Source organism: Nocardia arthritidis NBRC 100137 (assembly GCF_001612765.1).
Taxonomy (GTDB): domain Bacteria; phylum Actinomycetota; class Actinomycetes; order Mycobacteriales; family Mycobacteriaceae; genus Nocardia; species Nocardia arthritidis.
In genome coordinates, this window is the sequence record NZ_BDBB01000058.1 from 21,709 (window position 1) to 39,406 (window position 17,698).

Consider the following 17,698-nt stretch of genomic DNA (forward strand, 5'->3'; position numbering starts at 1 on the left):
GTCAACTAACCTGGTCGGGATGCGTGGCCTACGCCGCATTCCTCGTCGTCTCGGCCGAGGCCGGGACTCCGGTCCGGATCTGCGCCGGTTGGGGGAGTGCGGCAGCCAGCGTAGGGCCGCCTCATCCGCCGTTCCGACTTCGGAGTGCCGGGGAGGCACCGCACACCGAACGTCAACCAGTACGAACAACGAACAAGGAGCATGTCCGTGAAGAGCACCGTCGAGCAGCTGAGCCCGACCCGGGTCCGGATCAATGTCGAGGTGCCCTTCGAGGAGCTGAAGCCCGATTTCGACCGCGCGTACAAGGCACTGGCCAAGCAGGTCCGTATCCCCGGCTTCCGTCCCGGTAAGGCGCCCGCGAAGCTGCTCGAAGCCCGCCTCGGTCGCGGCGCGATCCTGGAGCAGGTGGTCAACGACGCGCTGCCCGGTCGCTACAGCGAGGCCGTCACCACCTCCGAGGTGAAGGTCATCGGCCAGCCGGAGATCGAGATCACCAAGATCGAGGACGGTCAGGAGCTCGCCTTCACCGCCGAGGTCGACGTGCGTCCGGAGATCACCCTGCCCGACTACGAGAGCATCGCGGTCACAGTCGACGCGTTCACCGTCGGCGACGAGGACATCGAGGAACAGTTGCAGTCGCTGCGCCAGCGCTTCGGCACCCTGACCGGTGTCGAGCGTCCGGTACAGGACGGCGACTTCGTCTCCATCGATCTCTCGGCGACCGTGGACGGCCAGGAGGTGGCCGAGGCCGCCACGACCGGCCTGTCCCACGAGGTCGGTTCCGGTCAGCTCATCGAGGGCCTGGACGAGGCGCTGGTCGGATTGTCGGCGGGCGAGTCGAAGGAGTTCACCTCCACGCTGGTCGCGGGCGAGCACGCGGGCAAGGAGGCGGTCATCACCGTCACGGTGCAGACCGTCAAGGAGCGCGAGCTGCCCGAGGCCGACGACGAGTTCGCCCAGCTGGCCAGCGAATTCGACACGCTGGAGGAGCTGAAGGCCGATCTGCGCAGCCGGGTCGAGCGGGTCAAGAAGGTGCAGCAGGCGGGTGAGATCCGCGACAAGGTGCTCGACACCCTGCTCGAGCAGGTCGAGGTGCCGCTGCCCGAGGCCGTGGTGAAGGCCGAGATCGACGCCGTGACCCACGACGCGGTGCACGGCTTCGATCACGACGAGGCCAAGTTCGCCGAGGCGCTCGAGGCGCAGGGCAGCACCCGCGAGGAGTTCGACACCGAGACCAAGGAGGCCGCCGAGAAATCGGTCAAGACCCAGCTGCTGCTGGACGCGATCGCCGAGGCGGAGGGCACCCAGGTCGGCCAGGAGGAGCTCACCGAGCGGATCCTGTTCCAGGCGCAGCGCTACGGCATGGCGCCGGAGCAGTTCATCCAGCAAGTGCAGCAGGCCGGCCAGCTCGGCGCGGTGTTCGCGGACGTGCGCCGCGGCAAGGCGCTGGCGGGCGTGGTCGGCAAGGTGACCGTCACCGACTCCGCGGGCAACACGGTGGATACCGCCGAAATGTTCGGCGCTCCCACCGATTCCGCGGACGAGGACCAGGCCGCCGAGACGGCCGCGGCGGACGCCGAATAATTTCATGGAATGTCGGCGTGCTCGACGCCCGAGAGGTGCGCTGATTGCGCTGTGAGCGAAGAAAGGGCGGTACCGGGAGTTCGGTGCCGCCCTGCTTCGTTAATGTTTGTGACGACAAGTTGGATAGCCCGCCCGGTGGGGTGTGGCATATCCGACCAGTGATGGCTATGTGGCACTCCGCAACGAGCCGGCGAGAGAAGGCAGGTATCCGTGACAATCAACCAGGCAGGGGTCATGACAACCGCGACTGCTGGTCTCAACCTCAGTGATTCGGTGTACGAGCGCCTGCTGCGTGAGCGCATCATCTTCCTGGGCACGCAGGTGGACGACGACATCGCGAACAAGCTGTGCGCACAGATCCTGTTGCTCTCGGCGGAGGATCCCACCAAGGACATCTCGCTCTACATCAACTCGCCGGGCGGCTCGGTGACGGCGGGCATGGCCATCTACGACACGATGCAGTTCGCCGAGTGCGACATCGCCACCTATGGCATGGGCCTGGCCGCGTCGATGGGGCAGTTCCTGCTCACCGCGGGCACCAAGGGCAAGCGCTACGCGCTGCCGCACGCGCGCATCATGATGCACCAGCCGTCCGCGGGGATCGGCGGCTCCGCGGCCGACATCGCGATCATGGCCGAGCAGTTCGCGCACACCAAGCGCGAGCTGAACGAGCTGCAGGCGCTGCACACCGGCAAGTCGGTCGAGCAGGTCACCACCGACGCCGACCGTGACCGCTGGTTCACCGCGTCCGAAGCCCTGGAGTACGGCTTCATCGACCACGTGATCAGCCACGCGAATCAGGCCAACGGCGCCAAGAAGTAACGCACCGGATCACCCACAGGCCCCCGGACACCTCGAACGTCCGGCCGCCGCACCGACTTTGGAGACGAAGATGGCCAATTCGATCGACCCGCGCGCCGGCCTGTCCGGCATCGCGCCGCAGAGCCCGCAGGCTCGCTACATCCTGCCGTCGTTCATCGAGCACTCGAGCTTCGGCGTCAAGGAGTCCAACCCGTACAACAAGCTGTTCGAGGAGCGCATCATCTTCCTCGGCGTGCAGGTGGACGACGCCTCGGCCAACGACATCATGGCGCAGCTGCTGGTGCTGGAGTCGCTGGACCCCGACCGCGACATCACCATGTACATCAACTCGCCGGGTGGCTCGTTCACCTCACTGATGGCCATCTACGACACCATGCAGTACGTGCGCGCCGACGTCGCCACGGTCTGCCTGGGCCAGGCCGCCTCGGCCGCGGCCGTGCTGCTCGCCGCCGGCACCCCCGGCAAGCGGGCCTGCCTGCCCAATGCCCGCGTGCTGATCCACCAGCCGTCGCTGGAGGGCGGCATCCAGGGGCAGGTGTCGGACCTGGAGATCCAGGCCGCCGAGATCGAGCGCATGCGTCGCCTGATGGAGACCACGCTCGCGCGGCACACCGGCAAGGACGCCGACACCATCCGCAAGGACACCGACCGTGACAAGATCCTGACGGCCGAGGACGCCAAGGAGTACGGGATCATCGACACGGTGTTCGACTACCGCAAGCTCAGCGCGCAGAAATAACGCGCGAATAGTCGTTTCCGGCCCGGCCGGGACGACTGGGCGAATCGCCGATCCCGGCGGCGGTACGCTCGGAAATCGTTCTATGACAGGGAATTCCGGCCGGGAAGCATGCCATGGGTATGCCGCCCGGCCGGACCGCTTGTCGCGCCGCCGCGGTTCGAGAATGTGTTCGAATCCCGCCGCGGCGCGAGGTGCGGTCCGGAGTGTCGAAATGCCGATCCGGCGGGCGGTCCGCCTTTCGGCGTCGTGACAACTCGCACAACCCGCGCGAGAAACATGCGCGAGTTGTCGACCTCCGTCCCGAACACCGGGTACGGTCAACCTAGGGACCTTTGCTCCCGGTTGACAGCACTGCCCACCGGCCACGATTCAGTCGATGCGTTTGCGGCTGCGAAAGTGGTGGACAGCTGGCAACCTGGACGGACGGTTGCACGCGGACAAGGAAGTAGGGACCCACGAGATGGCGCGCATCGGAGATGGCGGCGATCTGCTGAAGTGCTCGTTCTGTGGAAAGAGCCAGAAGCAGGTCAAGAAGCTCATTGCGGGACCAGGGGTGTACATCTGCGACGAGTGCATCGATCTCTGCAACGAGATCATCGAGGAGGAACTCGCCGAATCGAGCGAGGTCAAGCTCGATGAGCTGCCCAAGCCTGCCGAGATCCGGGACTTCCTGGAGAACTACGTCATCGGCCAGGACACCGCCAAGCGCACTCTCGCGGTGGCCGTCTACAACCATTACAAGCGCATCCAGGCCGGTGACAAGGGTCGCGACAGCCGCGGCGAGACCGTCGAGCTGGCCAAGTCCAACATCCTGATGCTGGGGCCCACCGGCTGCGGCAAGACCTATCTGGCCCAGACGTTGGCGAAGATGCTGAACGTGCCGTTCGCCATCGCCGACGCCACCGCGCTGACCGAGGCCGGGTACGTCGGCGAGGACGTCGAGAACATCCTGCTGAAGCTGATCCAGGCCGCCGACTACGACGTCAAGCGCGCCGAGACCGGCATCATCTACATCGACGAGGTCGACAAGATCGCCCGCAAGAGCGAGAACCCGTCGATCACCCGCGACGTGTCCGGCGAGGGCGTGCAGCAGGCCCTGCTGAAGATCCTGGAGGGGACCCAGGCGAGCGTGCCGCCCCAGGGCGGGCGCAAGCACCCGCACCAGGAGTTCATCCAGATCGACACCACCAACGTGCTGTTCATCGTCGCGGGCGCTTTCGCGGGCCTGGAGAAGATCATCTCCGACCGCACCGGCCACCGCGGTATCGGCTTCGGCGCCGAGGTGCGGTCCAAGGCCGAGATCGACACCACCGATCACTTCGCGGACGTCATGCCCGAGGACCTGATCAAGTTCGGCCTGATCCCCGAGTTCATCGGCCGTCTGCCCGTGGTCGCCTCGGTGACCAACCTGGACAAGGAATCGCTGGTCAAGATCCTCTCCGAGCCGAAGAACGCGCTGGTCAAGCAGTACGTCCGGTTGTTCGAGATGGACGGGGTCGATCTCGAGTTCACCGACGACGCGCTGGAGGCGGTCGCCGATCAGGCGATCCTGCGCGGCACCGGCGCGCGTGGTCTGCGGGCGATCATGGAGGAGGTCCTGCAGCCCGCGATGTACGACATCCCCAGCCGCGACGACGTCGCCAAGGTGGTCGTGAACGCGGACACGGTCAACGACAACGTGCTGCCCACCATCGTGCCGCGCAAGGCGCAGCGGCAGGAGCGGCGGGAGAAGTCGGCGTAATTCGGGTGTGGCGGCCCCATCCCGGGGGTACACCTTCGTGAGGGTTGAGCAAACAGCCTAGTTCCGGCGGCCCGGTCTTCCGGAGCGCATCAGCACCCCGCGAGCACCTCCTCGGAGATTGTTGCGGGCGACAGGACCGAGGTCCTCATGTCGGCAGGCTTGGCCAATCCCACGTACGTTCTCACCGCCGCTCGCAATGCCGATCACCCTGCGGAGCGGCTCAAGATCTCCGTCACGGCCCCGAGTGACCAGGTCACGCTATGCGCCCTTGCGGGCGAGGTCGACTATTACACCGTCGAGGTGTTTCGCCGCAGGCTGATCGGCTCACTGGGCACGGCGGCGCCGCTGGTGGTCATCGACCTGTCCAAAGTCACGTTCTTCGGCGTGGCGGGGCTGTATGTCCTGGTCGACGCGCGGAACATGCTGACACACACCGGTCGTCGGCTACGCCTGGTCACCGGTGCGTGGTGCGTGGACCGGCTGCTGCAACTGGCCGAGGGCCTCGGGCGTTTCGAAACCAGGACCAGTCTCGCCGACGCTGTGCTCGACGCGGCGTGACGAGCGGCACCGGTCGTTACGATGGGGCATGTTTGCCAACCGGCGCTTGGAACGCAAGGTCGACGCGTTGCACGTCAAACTCGACCTGATCATGACCCAGCTGGGTATCGAGGCGCCTGCGGCGGTCGCGTCACCGCGTGCCGTGCTATCGGTCCCGCGGGGTGACGGCATGGCGGAGATCGACGCATTACTGGCGCAGGGCAAGAAGATTCACGCGATCAAGCGGTATCGGGAACTCACCGGGTGCGGGCTCGAGGAGGCCAAGGACGCGGTCGAAAGCCGGTATCCGTACTGAACGCCGGTGGTGGGCGCGGGCCGGCTGCACTCGCCGGCTCAATTCTCCCCGCCCGCCCTGGCTGTAGTTCGTACCTGCCGGGCGGCGTGTTCGGTGACGAGTCCTGTTGCGCCGCTGGGTGATAGACCTAGCTGTGTGCGCCGTGCACTAACGGTGCGCGCAGATTCATCGGGAAGTCGGCGTTCGTGCCGGACCGGATGTCCTCCGAAGAGGGTTCCGGCGACGGCTCGTGCCCAGTCGGGTCGGGCAGGTTGCGCACCTGCTCGGTGGCGTAGCTGATCGCGCGCCCGTATCGCGCGCTCGCGGCGTCGTGGATGAGCAGCGCGACGCCGATCATCACGGGGGCGACCCCGTGCACGGCGGCGTCGAACCACCGCCCCTCGCTCACATACGGGTAGGTGTTGAGTCCCACGGTGAGCGTCAGCAGAGCGACCTCGGCCGCCGCCACTTGGCTGCGGTTGTCCAGCACGCCCCATTCGGTGACTTTGTTCGTGCCGATCATGATGATGATCAGCGACACGCTGATCATCGCCTCGAGCAGGTAGCTGAACCAGTACAGCGGGTCGGTCGGGCCACCCGGCGCGATGTTGTGCTGGACGTTGACCGCCGACCACAGCATCCCGGCGGCGACCACGCCGGCCAGCGAGCCGAGCGACCACGAACGGTGCCGGTACAGCGACGCCAGCCTGGCATGCGGGCTGGACGCGCGCCGCTGCGCGGCGATGGCCTTGCGCGCCAGCAACAGGTCTCTGATCTCGGCCTTCTCGATGGCCTCCGAGGTGTTGCGCGCCCGGTCGGACGCCGCGGCGGACGCCTCGGCCTGCTTCCAGCGCTGGTCGCGATCCTGCGTCCGGATGCGTTCGGCCAGTTCGCGTTCCGCGAGCAGTTCCTCTTCCGACAGCGCGCCGGTCAGCGCCGGGTCGAACTGGTAGGCGAGACGGCCGCGGGCCTTCTCGACCCGTCTCGCCAGCCGCGCGACGTCGTCGTCCGAGGTCTGTTCGTCGAGCATGCGGCTCCAAAGGGTTGAGCGGAGGGGAACTCGAGAAACCGAAGACGCCGGCACGGCCTGCCGTTGCGCGAAATTCGCGACGGCAGCTCGTCGACCGCGGCACGGCCAGGCGACGTCAACACCTCCTATTCTTAGTGCATTTCGGGCCTTAACGACAGTCGGGAGTGCCCGCGGCGCCGAAATGCCAGGTCGCCTGGCGTTTCCCGCAGCGCCACGGGCGCTTTCACGCCCAGGGCACCCGACAGGAATCGGTGCTGAAACCCTGCGCGGTGATCCCCAGCGCCGAATTGAACCGGGCGCGCGAGTTTTCCAGCGCGATGTGATAGCTGAGCTCGACCACGCCCGCTCTGCCGAAGCGCCGCTCCAGGTCGGCGACCTGCTCGTCGGTGACCGCGGTCGGCGTGGCGGTCATCGCGTCGGCGTAGGCGATGGCGGCGCGCTCGTCGTCGGAGTACAGCGGCGAGTTCGCGTAGTCGGCGATGTGTTCCAGCCGCGCGATGTCCAGTTCGCCAAGGCGCATGAGCATGGCGCCGAAGTCGACGCACCACGAACAACCGATCGTCCACGCCGTGCGGTAGACGGCGATTTCGCGGATGACTGCGGGCACAGCGGTGCTGGCCTTGCCGACCATGGTTTCGTGGACAGCGTTGGCGGTGAGCAGTTTCGGGTGGTTGGCGGTGACGGCGAACGGCTCCGGCACTTCCCGGAAGCGGCGCTTGGCCAGCCGGTACAGCAACTTGGTCATCGGCCCGGCCTGCTGCGGGGTGACGGCGGCGATACGGGTGGCGCCCATGTCGATCTCCTTCGATCAGCGGATTGGTTCCTACTTCTCGGACGAGAGACCGTGCCGGAATGTGATGGGGCCGCGATGTGAGGTGGCGCACCCGGCCGCCGCGCGACTACTCGGGTTCGACCCGCATGTCCTCCTGACTCCAGTAGGCGCGCATCCCGGTGATCCGGCCTTCCTCGTCGAACTCCATCACGTCGATCGGCGACAGGACGAAGCGCTGTCCGCCGACCTTGGTGACGATGGTGAACGGGAACGCGGCTTGGTTGCCCGCGATCCTGACGTCCTCGGGCCGCAACTCGGTCTCCCGATCCAGCGCGGCGATCACCTCGTAGAACTCGCGGATGGCAGCGTGGCCGCGCTTGGGTGGGGTACCGACCGGGTCCTCCACGATCGCGTCGGGCGCGTACAGCGCCACGATGTCCTCGGTCGGGCCGGAGCCGACCAGCTTGACGTACTGCTCGACCACGTCGCGGATCTGCTTGGCCATCGAGTCTCCTCCGAAGTGAAACATGTTCTAGTTTTTGTAGCCTAGCAAGTTCTCGTGTCCGATTCGATCCCCGCGGGTCCGTCCAGCACGACGATCTGGACACCGCTGGCGAGCAGATCGGAAGCAGACAGACCGAACAGGGTGCGGAACGCGTCGCTGAAGTGTGAGGGGCTGGCGAATCCGGCCTCGGTCGAGGCCAGGGTGAGGTTCGCGCCTCCGGCGATGGCGCGTCCGACCGCGAGCATCCTGGCCCAGAGGCGGTAACGGCGGAACGAGGTCCCTGTCTGGGCGGCGAACAGGTGCAGGAAGCGTGACTCCGACAGATGTGCCGCCGCGGCGAACCGTGCGGCGGTGAACGTGGCGGCGGGATGTGCGTCGAGGTCGGCGAGCGCCCCCGCGATGCGGGCGTCCAGCGGGGGAAACGGCGCCGTACCGGCGAGGTCCGCCAGCCGTCCCGGCTCGGGGCGAGCGCTGCCCGCCGCCGTGACCAGTGCGTCCTCCGACGCATGGCACAGACCGAACTCGTTGTCCCACTGCGTCATTCGCTCACGGCAGGCGCGAGCGGCAGGCGAACCGGGATCCGAGTAGCAGAACATCATGTAGTCACCGTCGGTGACCACCCGGTGGACTCGGCGCGGCGGCATGAGGGCGCTGCGCGCAGAACGCGCGATGCCGTCGGCCGCGAGGGTGAACGGAGCGTCGATCCCGACGGCCAGGCAGTCGACCGCGGTCGAATGCGCGCCCAGGCGCAGTGACGGTCCGCGATAGATCGCCCGCCCGGCCCACAGCCAGAGCATCGCGGGCAATACGTGCGGGGCGTTCGGCATGCCGCCATGCTGGCACGGCTGTGCGGGTGTGACCATGTTCGGTTGTCGCGCACCGCGGCGGGTACGGGGGATCGCCGTTGATCCCCCTGGTTCGACGTTGAACCGTCTCCGTGCTCGGTGTTCGCTGAGTTTGTCGGGCAAGCCGCCGCCCGTGTTACCGCCGCTGTTCCTTTCGTCCTTTTCGCCCGTCGGGCGTCGGCCGTTCACCGGTTCCGACGGCGCGAACCGGGGAAATTCATCGCTATTTCCGCTGTTCGTGCCCCGGTGTGTCGAGCTTGCGCTCTCGGTGGCGTGCTGTTTACTCGGTCCGGTCAACCAGATGTTCGAGTGACGAGTGGAAGCGGAGGAGACATGGCACTGCCTACCATGACCGCAGAGCAGCGCACCGAGGCGTTGGCCAAGGCGGCTGCGGTCCGCAAGGCGCGCTCCGAACTGATCGGCAAGGTGAAGGAGGGCAAGGTCTCGGTCGCGGACCTGCTGAAGAAGGCCGACTCCGACGAGCTGGTCAAAAAGACCAAGGTGGCCGCGGTGATCAAGGCCCTGCCCGGTGTCGGTCCGGTGAAGGCCGCCAAGCTGATGGACCAGGCGGAGATCCCCGAGGATCGCCGCATCGGTGGTCTCGGCGCGCGTCAGCGCGCGGCACTGCTCGAAGCGCTGAAGGACTGACGGGCGGGGAATTCGGCGGCGCATCCGCGGACGCACCGGATCACGCCCGTGGTGATCTCCCACGGGCGTCCCGCACTCGCCGGCCGACCCGGCCGGTCACCGGGATGGCCGCGTACGGCGGCGTGGAAAACGCACCGTGACCGGCTGCGGATCCGACAAGGGGAGGTCGCCTCGCGGCGGTGCGAAGACGCAGACCGCTCCACCGGCCACGAGCAGGAATGCCGCGATCAGGCTGGCAGCGAAGCTCGCCGCGCCCATTTCGGCGGGCTTGTGCAGGACGTGGTACAGAAAGTGGGGGAGACCGAAGGTCAGCCATCCGATGCCCGCCATCCGGGCCGCCGTCGTCCGGTCGAGGACCAGCGCGGCGATCGACACCGCGGTCAGCGCCAGGAAGAAGGACCCGACGTCGGCCGCCAAATGATGGTTGTACGGGCCGTCCGCCGCCACCCACCGAATGCCGAACCCCGGAAAACTGGTGTACCAGGAATGCGGCGCCAGAGTGGCCCAGAGGCCGACGACGGCTCCTTGCACCGCCAAGACGGCCAGCACGATCCGCGTGAGCAGCAGGCGGCGGTGCTGCTCGAACCGCATCCGCACCCGCAGGCCCTCGGAGTTCCCCTGCACCGAGATCCGCATCGGCCGCTCCGTTCTCGCCGAACCCGTTTCGGCTCCGTGCAGTCACGGTAAAACGGGTATCCGGCGCGGGCAATAGTGAGTCAGGCCAACAACGAGTCGGCGCCCGGCTCGACCCGAATTCGCTCGGGGACGCTGTAGACGTTCATGGTGTCGCCGCGGAGGAAGCCGACCAGGCAGAGCCCGGCATCGATGGCCAGGTCGACCGCGAGCGAGCTGGGGGCGGAGACCGCGCCGAGCATCGGGATCCCGGCCATGACGGCCTTCTGCACCAGTTCGAACGAGGCGCGCCCGCTCACGATGAGCACCAGATCGTGGGCGGGGATCCGGGATTCGCGCAGCGCCCAGCCGATCACCTTGTCCACCGCGTTGTGCCTGCCGATGTCCTCGCGCACCGCCAGCGGCCGGCCTTCGGCGGTGAACAGGCCCGCGGCGTGCAGGCCGCCGGTGGCGTCGAAGACGGATTGGCGGTCGCGCAGCATGCCGGGCATGGCGGCCAGCGCGCGGGTGTCCACCGCGGGTACGCCGGGCGGCAAGGGAAACCGGGTGCGGGTGCGGACCTCGTCCAGGGCGGTCTTGCCGCACAGCCCGCAGGCTCCTGTGGTGAGGAAGGAGCGGGTCGGCGCCCGGACCGGGGTGCGCAGGGTGACGTCGAGGACGTTGTAGGTGTTGCGGCCCTGGTCATCGGTGCCCGCGCAATAACGGGCCGCAACGATGTCCTCGGCGGAGTGGATGATGTCCTCGCTCAGCAGGAAGCCGTGCACGAGGTCGATGTCATCGCCGGGAGTGCGCATGGTGACCGTCAGCGAGTGGCCGCCGATGCGGATTTCCAGCGGCTCTTCGACAGCGAGGGTGTCCGGACGCTGGATGTCCGCCTCCGGAGTGATCCGTCGCATCCGGCGGCGGGCGGTGACGCGACTCATGCTGTGCTCCCCTCGGCAAGCGCGCGGCCCGGGGCGGTCACTCTCGGTCGCCGACCGCTCGTGTTCTGTTCGTGATCGGCATGGCCGGTGCCCGCTACGGTGATGCTGCGCTGCCGCCTCCGGGCCTGACCGCTCATGCCGGGCGGGCTTCTAGCCGGATGGTGACCGCCTTGGAGACGGGTGTGTTCGACCGTTTCGCGACGTGGTCGAGCGGCACCAGGGGATTGGTCTCGGGATAGTAGGCGGCGGCGTTGCCGCGCGGCGTCGGGTAGGAGACGAGGCGGAAGTTCTCGACACGGCGTTCGGTGCCGTCGGTCCATTCGGAGACGATGTCGACCGGATCGCCGTTGCTGAAGCCGAACGCGGCGATGTCCTCGGGGTGCACCAGCACCACCTTGCGACCGTTGTGGATGCCCCGGTAGCGGTCGTCGAGGCCGTAGATGGTGGTGTTGTACTGGTCGTGGCTGCGCAGGGTTTGCAGGATCAGCCTGCCCGCCGGGACCGGCAGCCAGGTCAGTTCGTTGACGGCGAAGTTCGCCTTCCCGGTGGCGGTGCGGAATTCGCGGGCGTCGCGCGGCGGGTGCGGGAGCTGGAATCCGTTGCGCTCGCGGACTTTCGCGTTGTAGTCGGAGCAGCCGGGCACGACACGGGCGATGGCGTCGCGGACGCTGTCGTAGTCGCGGGCGAAGCGCGCCCACGGTACCGGATGGCCGGGACCGAACAGTGCCTGGGCGAGGTCGCAGACGATGGCGACTTCACTGCGCAACTGGTCGCTGACCGGCTTCAGCCGTCCGGTGGACAGGTGCACCATCGACATCGAGTCCTCCACCGAGACCTGCCGTTTGGTGCCGTCCGGGGCGAGGTCGAGATCGGTGCGGCCGAGGGTGGGCAGGATGAGGGCGGTGCGGCCGTGCACGATATGGCTGCGGTTGAGTTTGGTGGACACCTGCACGGTGAGCGCGCAGCCGCGCAGCGCGGCCTCGGTCACGGCGGTGTCGGGGGTGGCGGAGACGAAGTTGCCACCCATGCCGAAGAAGACCTTCGCGCGTCCGTCGCGCATGGCGCGGATGGCCGCGACGGTGTCGAGGCCGTGCTCGCGCGGGCTGGTGATGCCGAACTCGCGGTCGAGGGCGTCGAGGAAAGCCCCGGGCATCTTCTCCCAGATGCCCATGGTGCGGTCGCCTTGCACGTTGGAGTGGCCGCGCACCGGGCACACCCCCGCACCCGGCTTGCCGATCATGCCGCGCAGCAGCAGCAGGTTGGTGGCCTCCTCGATGGTGGCCACGGCGTGGGTCTGCTGGGTCAGGCCCATCGCCCAGCAGAGGATGATGTTGCGGGAGCGAGCGAACGCCTCGGCGGTGCGCTCGAGTTCGGCCGGACTCAGGCCGGTGGCCTCCAGCACGGTGGCCAGATCGACCGCGCGCACGTGCTTTTCGTACTCGGCGTAGCCCGCGCAGTGGGCATCGACGAATGCCCGGTCGACGACCGTGCCCGGCGCGCGGTCCTCGGCTTCCAGCAGCAGGCGGCCCAGCGCTTGGAACAGGGCCATATCGCCGCCGAGGCGGATTTGCAGGAAGTCGTCGGCGATCGGCACGCCGGTGGTGACGCCCTTGACCGTCTGCGGGTCCCGGAAACCGAGCAGCCCGGTCTCCGGCAGTGGGTTCACCGCGATGATCCGGGCGCCCTCGGCCTTGGCGGCGGCGAGCGCGCTGAGCATGCGCGGATGGTTGGTGCCCGGATTCTGTCCCGCGACGACGATCAGATCGGCCTTGGCGAAGTCGTCGATGGAGACCGAGCCCTTCCCGATCCCGATCGAGCCGGTCAGCGCCGCACCGGAGGACTCGTGACACATGTTGGAGCAGTCCGGCAGGTTGTTGGTGCCGTAGCTGCGCACCAGCAGCTGATAGAGGAACGCGGTCTCGTTGCTGGTGCGGCCGGAGGTGTAGAACACCGCCTCGTCGGGCGAGTCCAGGCCGCGGAGCGTGTCCGCGATCAACCGGTAGGCCTCGTCCCACGCGATGGGGGAGTAGTGCGTGTCGCCGGGCCGCAGCACCATCGGGTGGGTCAGCCTGCCCTGCTGCCCGAGCCAGTAACCGGACTTCTCGCTCAGTTCGGCGAGGGAGTGGGTCGCGAAGAACTCCGGGGTCACCGTGCGCAGCGTGGCTTCCTCGGCGACTGCCTTCGCGCCGTTCTCGCAGAACTCGGCGGGCCTGCGGTGGCCGGTCGGCTCAGGCCAGGCGCAGCCGGGGCAGTCGAAGCCGTGCGCCTGATTGACCCGCGCCAGGGTGCGGGCGGTCCGGATGACACCCATCTCCTCGACCGAGCGCTTCAGCGCCACCGCGACGGCGGTGACGCCCGCGGCCTGCTCTTCGGGCGGGGTCACCGTCAGCTCGGACTCGTCGATGTCCTGCTTCGGTCCGTTTCGGCGCATGCCGCCATTGTCCTCTCCGCGCGACCCGAACCGGGCGGGGACCGGTCGACCGGCCGTCGCCGCGCCCGAGCCGTGGCATACCGCGACGTCGCCCGCCGTGCCGGAGCGGCGAGATGTGGGTCGTCGCCAGGGGTAGGACTCGCTTACTGATACGGACGCGCCAGCCCGGCGGGAGTTGGGGTGGGGAGGTGCTGATCGGGGTCCACCGGTCGGTGCCGGATCCGGCGGTCAGGAGCGGCGGCGTGCTCCGGCGATACCCGTCGCGCCCGTGCGCTGTTCGTCGCCGCGGTAGGTGAGGACTCGCTCGCTGATGCGGACGCGCCAGCCCGGCGGGAGTTCGGTCGGGGTGTTGCTGATCCGGGTCCACTGGTCGGTGCCGGGACCGGCGATGAAGGTGCCGGAGGTCGCGGCGGCGTCCCGGACGTACACCTTGCCGCCGTCGACCGATACATAGGCGTGTACGCGCGAGACGTGGCGGTCGCGCTGGATGACGATCGGGGTGGCGGTGGCGGCCCGGACCGATTCGTCCACCTGCGGTCCGCGCCCGATCACGTAGGCGCGATTCAGGGGGTAGGCCGCGCCGTCCTCGGTGACCAGCGCGCCGACGGCGGCCTCGCCGGACAAGGTGGCCGGGTGCAGAGCTCGGGTTCCGCCGTGCTCGGGCGCTTTGCGCAGGGCGACCGATTCGTGCGCGGGCTGCACCTGGGACCACGCGAGCGGTCGATCCGTGGCGGGCCGGGGCGGCCGTGGCTTGGCGAGGGGCCGGGCCGACTCGGTCGGCCGGACCATCGACGCCGCGTCCACGCCGGTCGGGGCCGACTGCGCGACGGCGTCGGCGGCGCCCGTCGGTTCGGGCGTCGCCGCGAAACCGGCCGCCGCCGTCGGCTCGGGCTCGGCCTGCGCTGAGGGCGCGCAGGCGCGCGGCTCGCCGGTCTTCCCGGCCCGTCGCACCGCTGCCTGCAAGACGAAGCCGCCGCCGGGAACCACGCCGGCGCGCAAGTCGGTGCGCGGCAGCGCGGTGGGCGGCGTGCCGGTGTCCGCGCCGATCGTGATGCGGCGCACCGGTTCGCGCACGATCTCGTCCACCCAGGTGAACGCACGGCCGCCGTGGAGCAGACGGGTACCCTCGGCGCCTTGGATCTGCGCGGTCACCGATCCGCGCAACAGGATGAGCATGCCGTCGTCGGTCGGCGCCACCACCCCGAACGGCGGCGGCCGCACCGTGCTGCCGAAGATCACCGCGGCCAGGCGTTGCGCCAGTGCGGCGCCGGGATGCTCCCCTTCGGCCACGGCTTCGATGGTGCCGAGTATTCGGTCCGTGGAAGTCGTTTCGGGCCCGAGATAGGCGACGACCGCACCGAAACGGGCGACGAGTCCGTCGCCCGGTGCGACTCCCACGGTGGACGGTTTACTGCGCACCCGCGCCCTCCTTCCCGGCGCACTACCGGCATACCGAAGCCAGCATAGAGCGTCGGCGACGGCCGAACGGGGGTCTGCGAGCATCGCGACGTGGAATGCGGACATGGTCCGCCGCGCCGCCCGGCGGCCGAATCACAATCTGTCGCGCGCGTTCTCGCGCGCGGTCCCGGACGTCATCGCGCGTGCTGTGAGCTGCGCATTGTAATCTTTTCCGCAGTCGCGGCGGTTCATGCTCGAAGAATCACGACTATGTTGTAGGTCACAGCGCGAAGATGCTTGAAGCGCCAGAGGGTTCGCCGCGCGTCCCCGCTTCGGGAACTGATGTGTGCGTCGTCGCGGCTGCGCCGCTTGTGCCCTTCTCGTCGAATGCCGGGCACGATCACAGCGGTCGGGGCTGAAGTTCTTGGTGGCCTGATCGCGCCGCCGCGACGCTCCTGCCCCCCGGTGTCCGGGGATGGTCGGCCGTGGCGGACCGCGCCGGTCACCCGAACGGCGTTCGTCCCTGGTTATGCTCGGCTCATGAGCGCAGCAGCCGTCAGCCGCCGGGCCCGTCCGGCCAAAGCTCCGCTGAGCCGCGAGGTGATCGTCGAGACCGGCCTGCGCATCCTGGACCGGGATGGCGCGGCGGCGCTGACCATGCGCCGGGTGGCGCAGGACCTGGACACCGGCGCGGCCTCGCTGTACGTGTACGTCGCCAATCGCGACGATCTGATGACCGCCATGCTCGACCATGTCCTCGGTCGCGTGCCGGAACCCGCCGGGGCGAGCTGGCGGGAACGGCTCACCGCGCTGGCCGACGCCATGGTGGCGGCGATGAGCAGGCATGAAGGGCTGGCGCTGGTCGCGCTCGGGGTGATTCCGAGCAGTCCGAACGCATTACGGCTGATGGAACTGATGCTCGGCTCGCTCCTCGGGGCGGGACTGGACGATCGGACCGCGTCGTGGGCGGTGGATCTGCTCTTTCTGCACATCACCGCGTCGGCGGCCGAACAGAGCGCGCACAACACCGGCGGCGGTACCGAGCAGGAGTACCTCGCCGCGATCGAGCGGCGCTTCGCCGAGTTGCCCGCCGACCGTTATCCGACGGTCGTGGCCATGCGGGACGCCCTGTTGTCGGGCGACGGCGACGCGCGTGCGGCCTGGGCCGTGCAAGTGCTGCTCAACGGCATCCTCGCCACGCGGGCGGAGTGAAATTCGCTGGTCCGCGCCGCGGTTGCCGGATCACAATGGTCCGATGATCCGGGCCGCGACGACCGAAGACCTCACCGTGCTGCAAGACATCGAACGCGCGGCGGGCGCACCGTTCGCGGAGGTCGGGATGACGGCCGTGGCCGACGACGAACCTCCTTCGATGGCCACGTTGCGCGAGTTCCAGCGGGCCGGACGGGCCTGGGTGTGGACCGAGGACGACCTGCCGATCGGCTACCTGGTCGTGGGCGTGATCGATGGAAACGCGCATATCGAGCAGGTCTCGGTGCGCCCGGAACACGCGGGACGCCGGATCGGCAAGCGGTTGATCGACCGGGCAGCCCGATGGGCCGCCGCCGCGGCCCTGCCCGCGATGACGTTGACCACGTTCACCGAGGTGCCGTGGAACGGCCCGTATTACCGGCGGCTCGGCTTCCGGTACCTGTCGGCGGACGAGGAGACCCCGGGGTTGGTCGCTGTGCGTGCCGCCGAACAGGCGCACGGCCTCGACCGCTGGCCGCGCGCGTGCATGCGCGCGGAGCTGTGTGACTGGTCGATGGACTGAGCTCGCTGTGCCGTCAGGCGACGGCGCGCACGGCCGCGGCGGCCGCGGCGGCCCGGTCCTCGTCGATCAGGCCGACGCGCGTGCGCCGATCCAGCAGATCCCCGGCCTCGAGCGCCCCCTCGTGGGAGACCGCGAACGCGAATTCGGCGGCGAGCACGTCGATGCCGGGCGCCACCGGCTCGGCGAGCGACGGATCGCGGCGCGCCGCGGCCAGCACGGTGGCCGCCTCACTGCCGTAGCGCTCGATCAGCACGGGCGGGGCGTCGATGCGGTCGCGCGCCGCGCCGGAGACCGCACCCACCAGCGGCAGCCGCCGGGTGCGGCACGGTCCCGCGGCGAGGTCGCCGTGCGCGACCGCGGCGTCGATCACGTCCTCGGCCATCTTCCGGTAGGTGGTGAGTTTGCCCCCGACGATGGTGATGATCCCGGTCGGGGAACGCAGCACCGCGTGCTTGCGGGAGATGTCGGCCGTGCTGTCGTCGGCGGTCTGCAACAGGGGACGTAATCCGGCATATGAGCCGCGAATATCGTCGCGGGTCAACGGCTCACGCAGGGCGGGATTGATGGTGTCGAGCAGGAAACCGATCTCGTCGTCGGTGGGCTTCGGCTCGTCGGGTACCGGGCCGGGCGCGTCCTCGTCGGTCAAGCCGAGATACACCCGGCCGTGCGCGGCGGGAAACGCGAAGACGAAGCGGCCGACGCTGCCGGGCACCGGCACGGTCAGCGCCGCGGTGAGGCCACCGAAGGACGCGGCGGAGAACACCAGATGGGTGCCGCGGCTCGGACGCAGCCGGATGCTCGGATCCACCTGATCCGCCCAGACGCCGGTGGCGTTCACCACGGTGCGCGGTCGCACCGCGAGGGTCTCGCCGGTGCGGGTGTCGCGTAGGGTCGCCGAATTCCCGGTCACCTCGCTCGCTTCGACGCGGGTCAAGATCCGCGCGCCGTGGGCCGCCGCGGTGCGGGCCAGCGCGACGACCAGGCGCGCGTCGTCGACCAGTTGCCCGTCCCATGCCTGGAG

Annotated in this window: 18 protein-coding genes; 9 read left to right on the forward strand and 9 right to left on the reverse strand. The window is 68.8% G+C overall.

Annotated features, from left to right (window positions below):
* Positions 1–201 precede the first annotated feature (201 nt).
* From tig to NA8_RS29640, 6 genes are all read left to right on the forward strand, one after another.
* The gene (gene tig, locus NA8_RS29615; protein WP_174550157.1) at positions 202–1,584 is read left to right on the forward strand and encodes a trigger factor; all 1,383 of its coding nucleotides are present in this window, start codon (positions 202–204) and stop codon (positions 1,582–1,584) included.
* 234 nt (positions 1,585–1,818) lie between these two features.
* Positions 1,819–2,406 (forward strand): ATP-dependent Clp protease proteolytic subunit, encoded by a 588-nt coding sequence (locus tag NA8_RS29620; RefSeq protein ID WP_040865480.1) that lies wholly within the window; start codon positions 1,819–1,821, stop codon positions 2,404–2,406.
* Positions 2,407–2,476: 70 nt separating this feature from the next.
* Positions 2,477–3,145, forward strand: coding sequence for an ATP-dependent Clp protease proteolytic subunit (locus NA8_RS29625; RefSeq protein ID WP_040865481.1), 669 nt, complete (start codon positions 2,477–2,479; stop codon positions 3,143–3,145).
* Between the two features lie 460 nt (positions 3,146–3,605).
* Positions 3,606–4,886 carry an ATP-dependent Clp protease ATP-binding subunit ClpX gene (gene clpX / locus NA8_RS29630; RefSeq protein WP_063053626.1) on the forward strand — a complete coding sequence of 427 codons (1,281 nt, stop codon included), beginning with the start codon at positions 3,606–3,608 and terminating at the stop codon, positions 4,884–4,886.
* Between the two features lie 147 nt (positions 4,887–5,033).
* Positions 5,034–5,444, forward strand: coding sequence for an STAS domain-containing protein (locus tag NA8_RS29635; protein WP_063053615.1), 411 nt, complete (start codon positions 5,034–5,036; stop codon positions 5,442–5,444).
* Positions 5,445–5,472: 28 nt separating this feature from the next.
* A complete protein-coding gene (locus tag NA8_RS29640) occupies positions 5,473–5,739 on the forward strand; it encodes a ribosomal protein L7/L12 (RefSeq protein ID WP_063053616.1) in 267 nt (88 codons plus the stop codon).
* Between the two features lie 127 nt (positions 5,740–5,866).
* Here NA8_RS29640 and NA8_RS29645 read toward each other — a convergent pair whose 3' ends face one another.
* The 4 genes from NA8_RS29645 to NA8_RS29660 form a co-directional block, all read right to left on the reverse strand.
* Complete coding sequence (locus NA8_RS29645) at positions 5,867–6,748, reverse strand: hypothetical protein (protein WP_245664058.1); 882 nt, start codon at positions 6,746–6,748, stop codon at positions 5,867–5,869.
* A 223-nt stretch (positions 6,749–6,971) separates the two neighbouring features.
* A complete protein-coding gene (locus NA8_RS29650; RefSeq protein WP_063053617.1) occupies positions 6,972–7,541 on the reverse strand; it encodes a carboxymuconolactone decarboxylase family protein in 570 nt (189 codons plus the stop codon).
* Positions 7,542–7,647: 106 nt separating this feature from the next.
* The gene (locus tag NA8_RS29655) at positions 7,648–8,025 is read right to left on the reverse strand and encodes a nuclear transport factor 2 family protein (RefSeq protein ID WP_040865484.1); all 378 of its coding nucleotides are present in this window, start codon (positions 8,023–8,025) and stop codon (positions 7,648–7,650) included.
* A gap of 41 nt (positions 8,026–8,066) precedes the next feature.
* Positions 8,067–8,852 carry a helix-turn-helix domain-containing protein gene (locus tag NA8_RS29660; protein WP_169810580.1) on the reverse strand — a complete coding sequence of 262 codons (786 nt, stop codon included), beginning with the start codon at positions 8,850–8,852 and terminating at the stop codon, positions 8,067–8,069.
* Positions 8,853–9,203: 351 nt separating this feature from the next.
* Between NA8_RS29660 and mihF the strand changes: the two genes are divergently transcribed.
* Complete coding sequence (gene mihF / locus NA8_RS29665; RefSeq protein ID WP_040865486.1) at positions 9,204–9,518, forward strand: integration host factor, actinobacterial type; 315 nt, start codon at positions 9,204–9,206, stop codon at positions 9,516–9,518.
* 96 nt (positions 9,519–9,614) lie between these two features.
* On the opposite strand, the gene NA8_RS29670 is transcribed toward mihF, so the two are convergent.
* From NA8_RS29670 to NA8_RS29685, 4 genes are all read right to left on the reverse strand, one after another.
* Complete coding sequence (locus NA8_RS29670; RefSeq protein WP_063053618.1) at positions 9,615–10,154, reverse strand: hypothetical protein; 540 nt, start codon at positions 10,152–10,154, stop codon at positions 9,615–9,617.
* 80 nt (positions 10,155–10,234) lie between these two features.
* Positions 10,235–11,074, reverse strand: coding sequence for a formate dehydrogenase accessory sulfurtransferase FdhD (gene fdhD, locus NA8_RS29675; protein WP_063053619.1), 840 nt, complete (start codon positions 11,072–11,074; stop codon positions 10,235–10,237).
* Positions 11,075–11,207: 133 nt separating this feature from the next.
* Positions 11,208–13,505 carry an FdhF/YdeP family oxidoreductase gene (locus NA8_RS29680; protein ID WP_063053620.1) on the reverse strand — a complete coding sequence of 766 codons (2,298 nt, stop codon included), beginning with the start codon at positions 13,503–13,505 and terminating at the stop codon, positions 11,208–11,210.
* A 228-nt stretch (positions 13,506–13,733) separates the two neighbouring features.
* Positions 13,734–14,924 carry an FHA domain-containing protein gene (locus tag NA8_RS29685; protein ID WP_063053621.1) on the reverse strand — a complete coding sequence of 397 codons (1,191 nt, stop codon included), beginning with the start codon at positions 14,922–14,924 and terminating at the stop codon, positions 13,734–13,736.
* A 519-nt stretch (positions 14,925–15,443) separates the two neighbouring features.
* Here NA8_RS29685 and NA8_RS29690 point away from each other — a divergent pair.
* Together NA8_RS29690 and NA8_RS29695 are read left to right on the forward strand one after the other, a co-directional pair.
* Positions 15,444–16,115 carry a TetR/AcrR family transcriptional regulator gene (locus tag NA8_RS29690; protein WP_063053622.1) on the forward strand — a complete coding sequence of 224 codons (672 nt, stop codon included), beginning with the start codon at positions 15,444–15,446 and terminating at the stop codon, positions 16,113–16,115.
* A 43-nt stretch (positions 16,116–16,158) separates the two neighbouring features.
* The gene (locus NA8_RS29695) at positions 16,159–16,677 is read left to right on the forward strand and encodes a GNAT family N-acetyltransferase (protein ID WP_063053623.1); all 519 of its coding nucleotides are present in this window, start codon (positions 16,159–16,161) and stop codon (positions 16,675–16,677) included.
* A 13-nt stretch (positions 16,678–16,690) separates the two neighbouring features.
* Here the strand turns inward: NA8_RS29695 and NA8_RS29700 are convergent.
* On the reverse strand, positions 16,691–17,698 hold a 1,008-nt coding region (locus NA8_RS29700), incomplete at its 5' end, for a glycerol-3-phosphate dehydrogenase/oxidase (protein ID WP_157106990.1).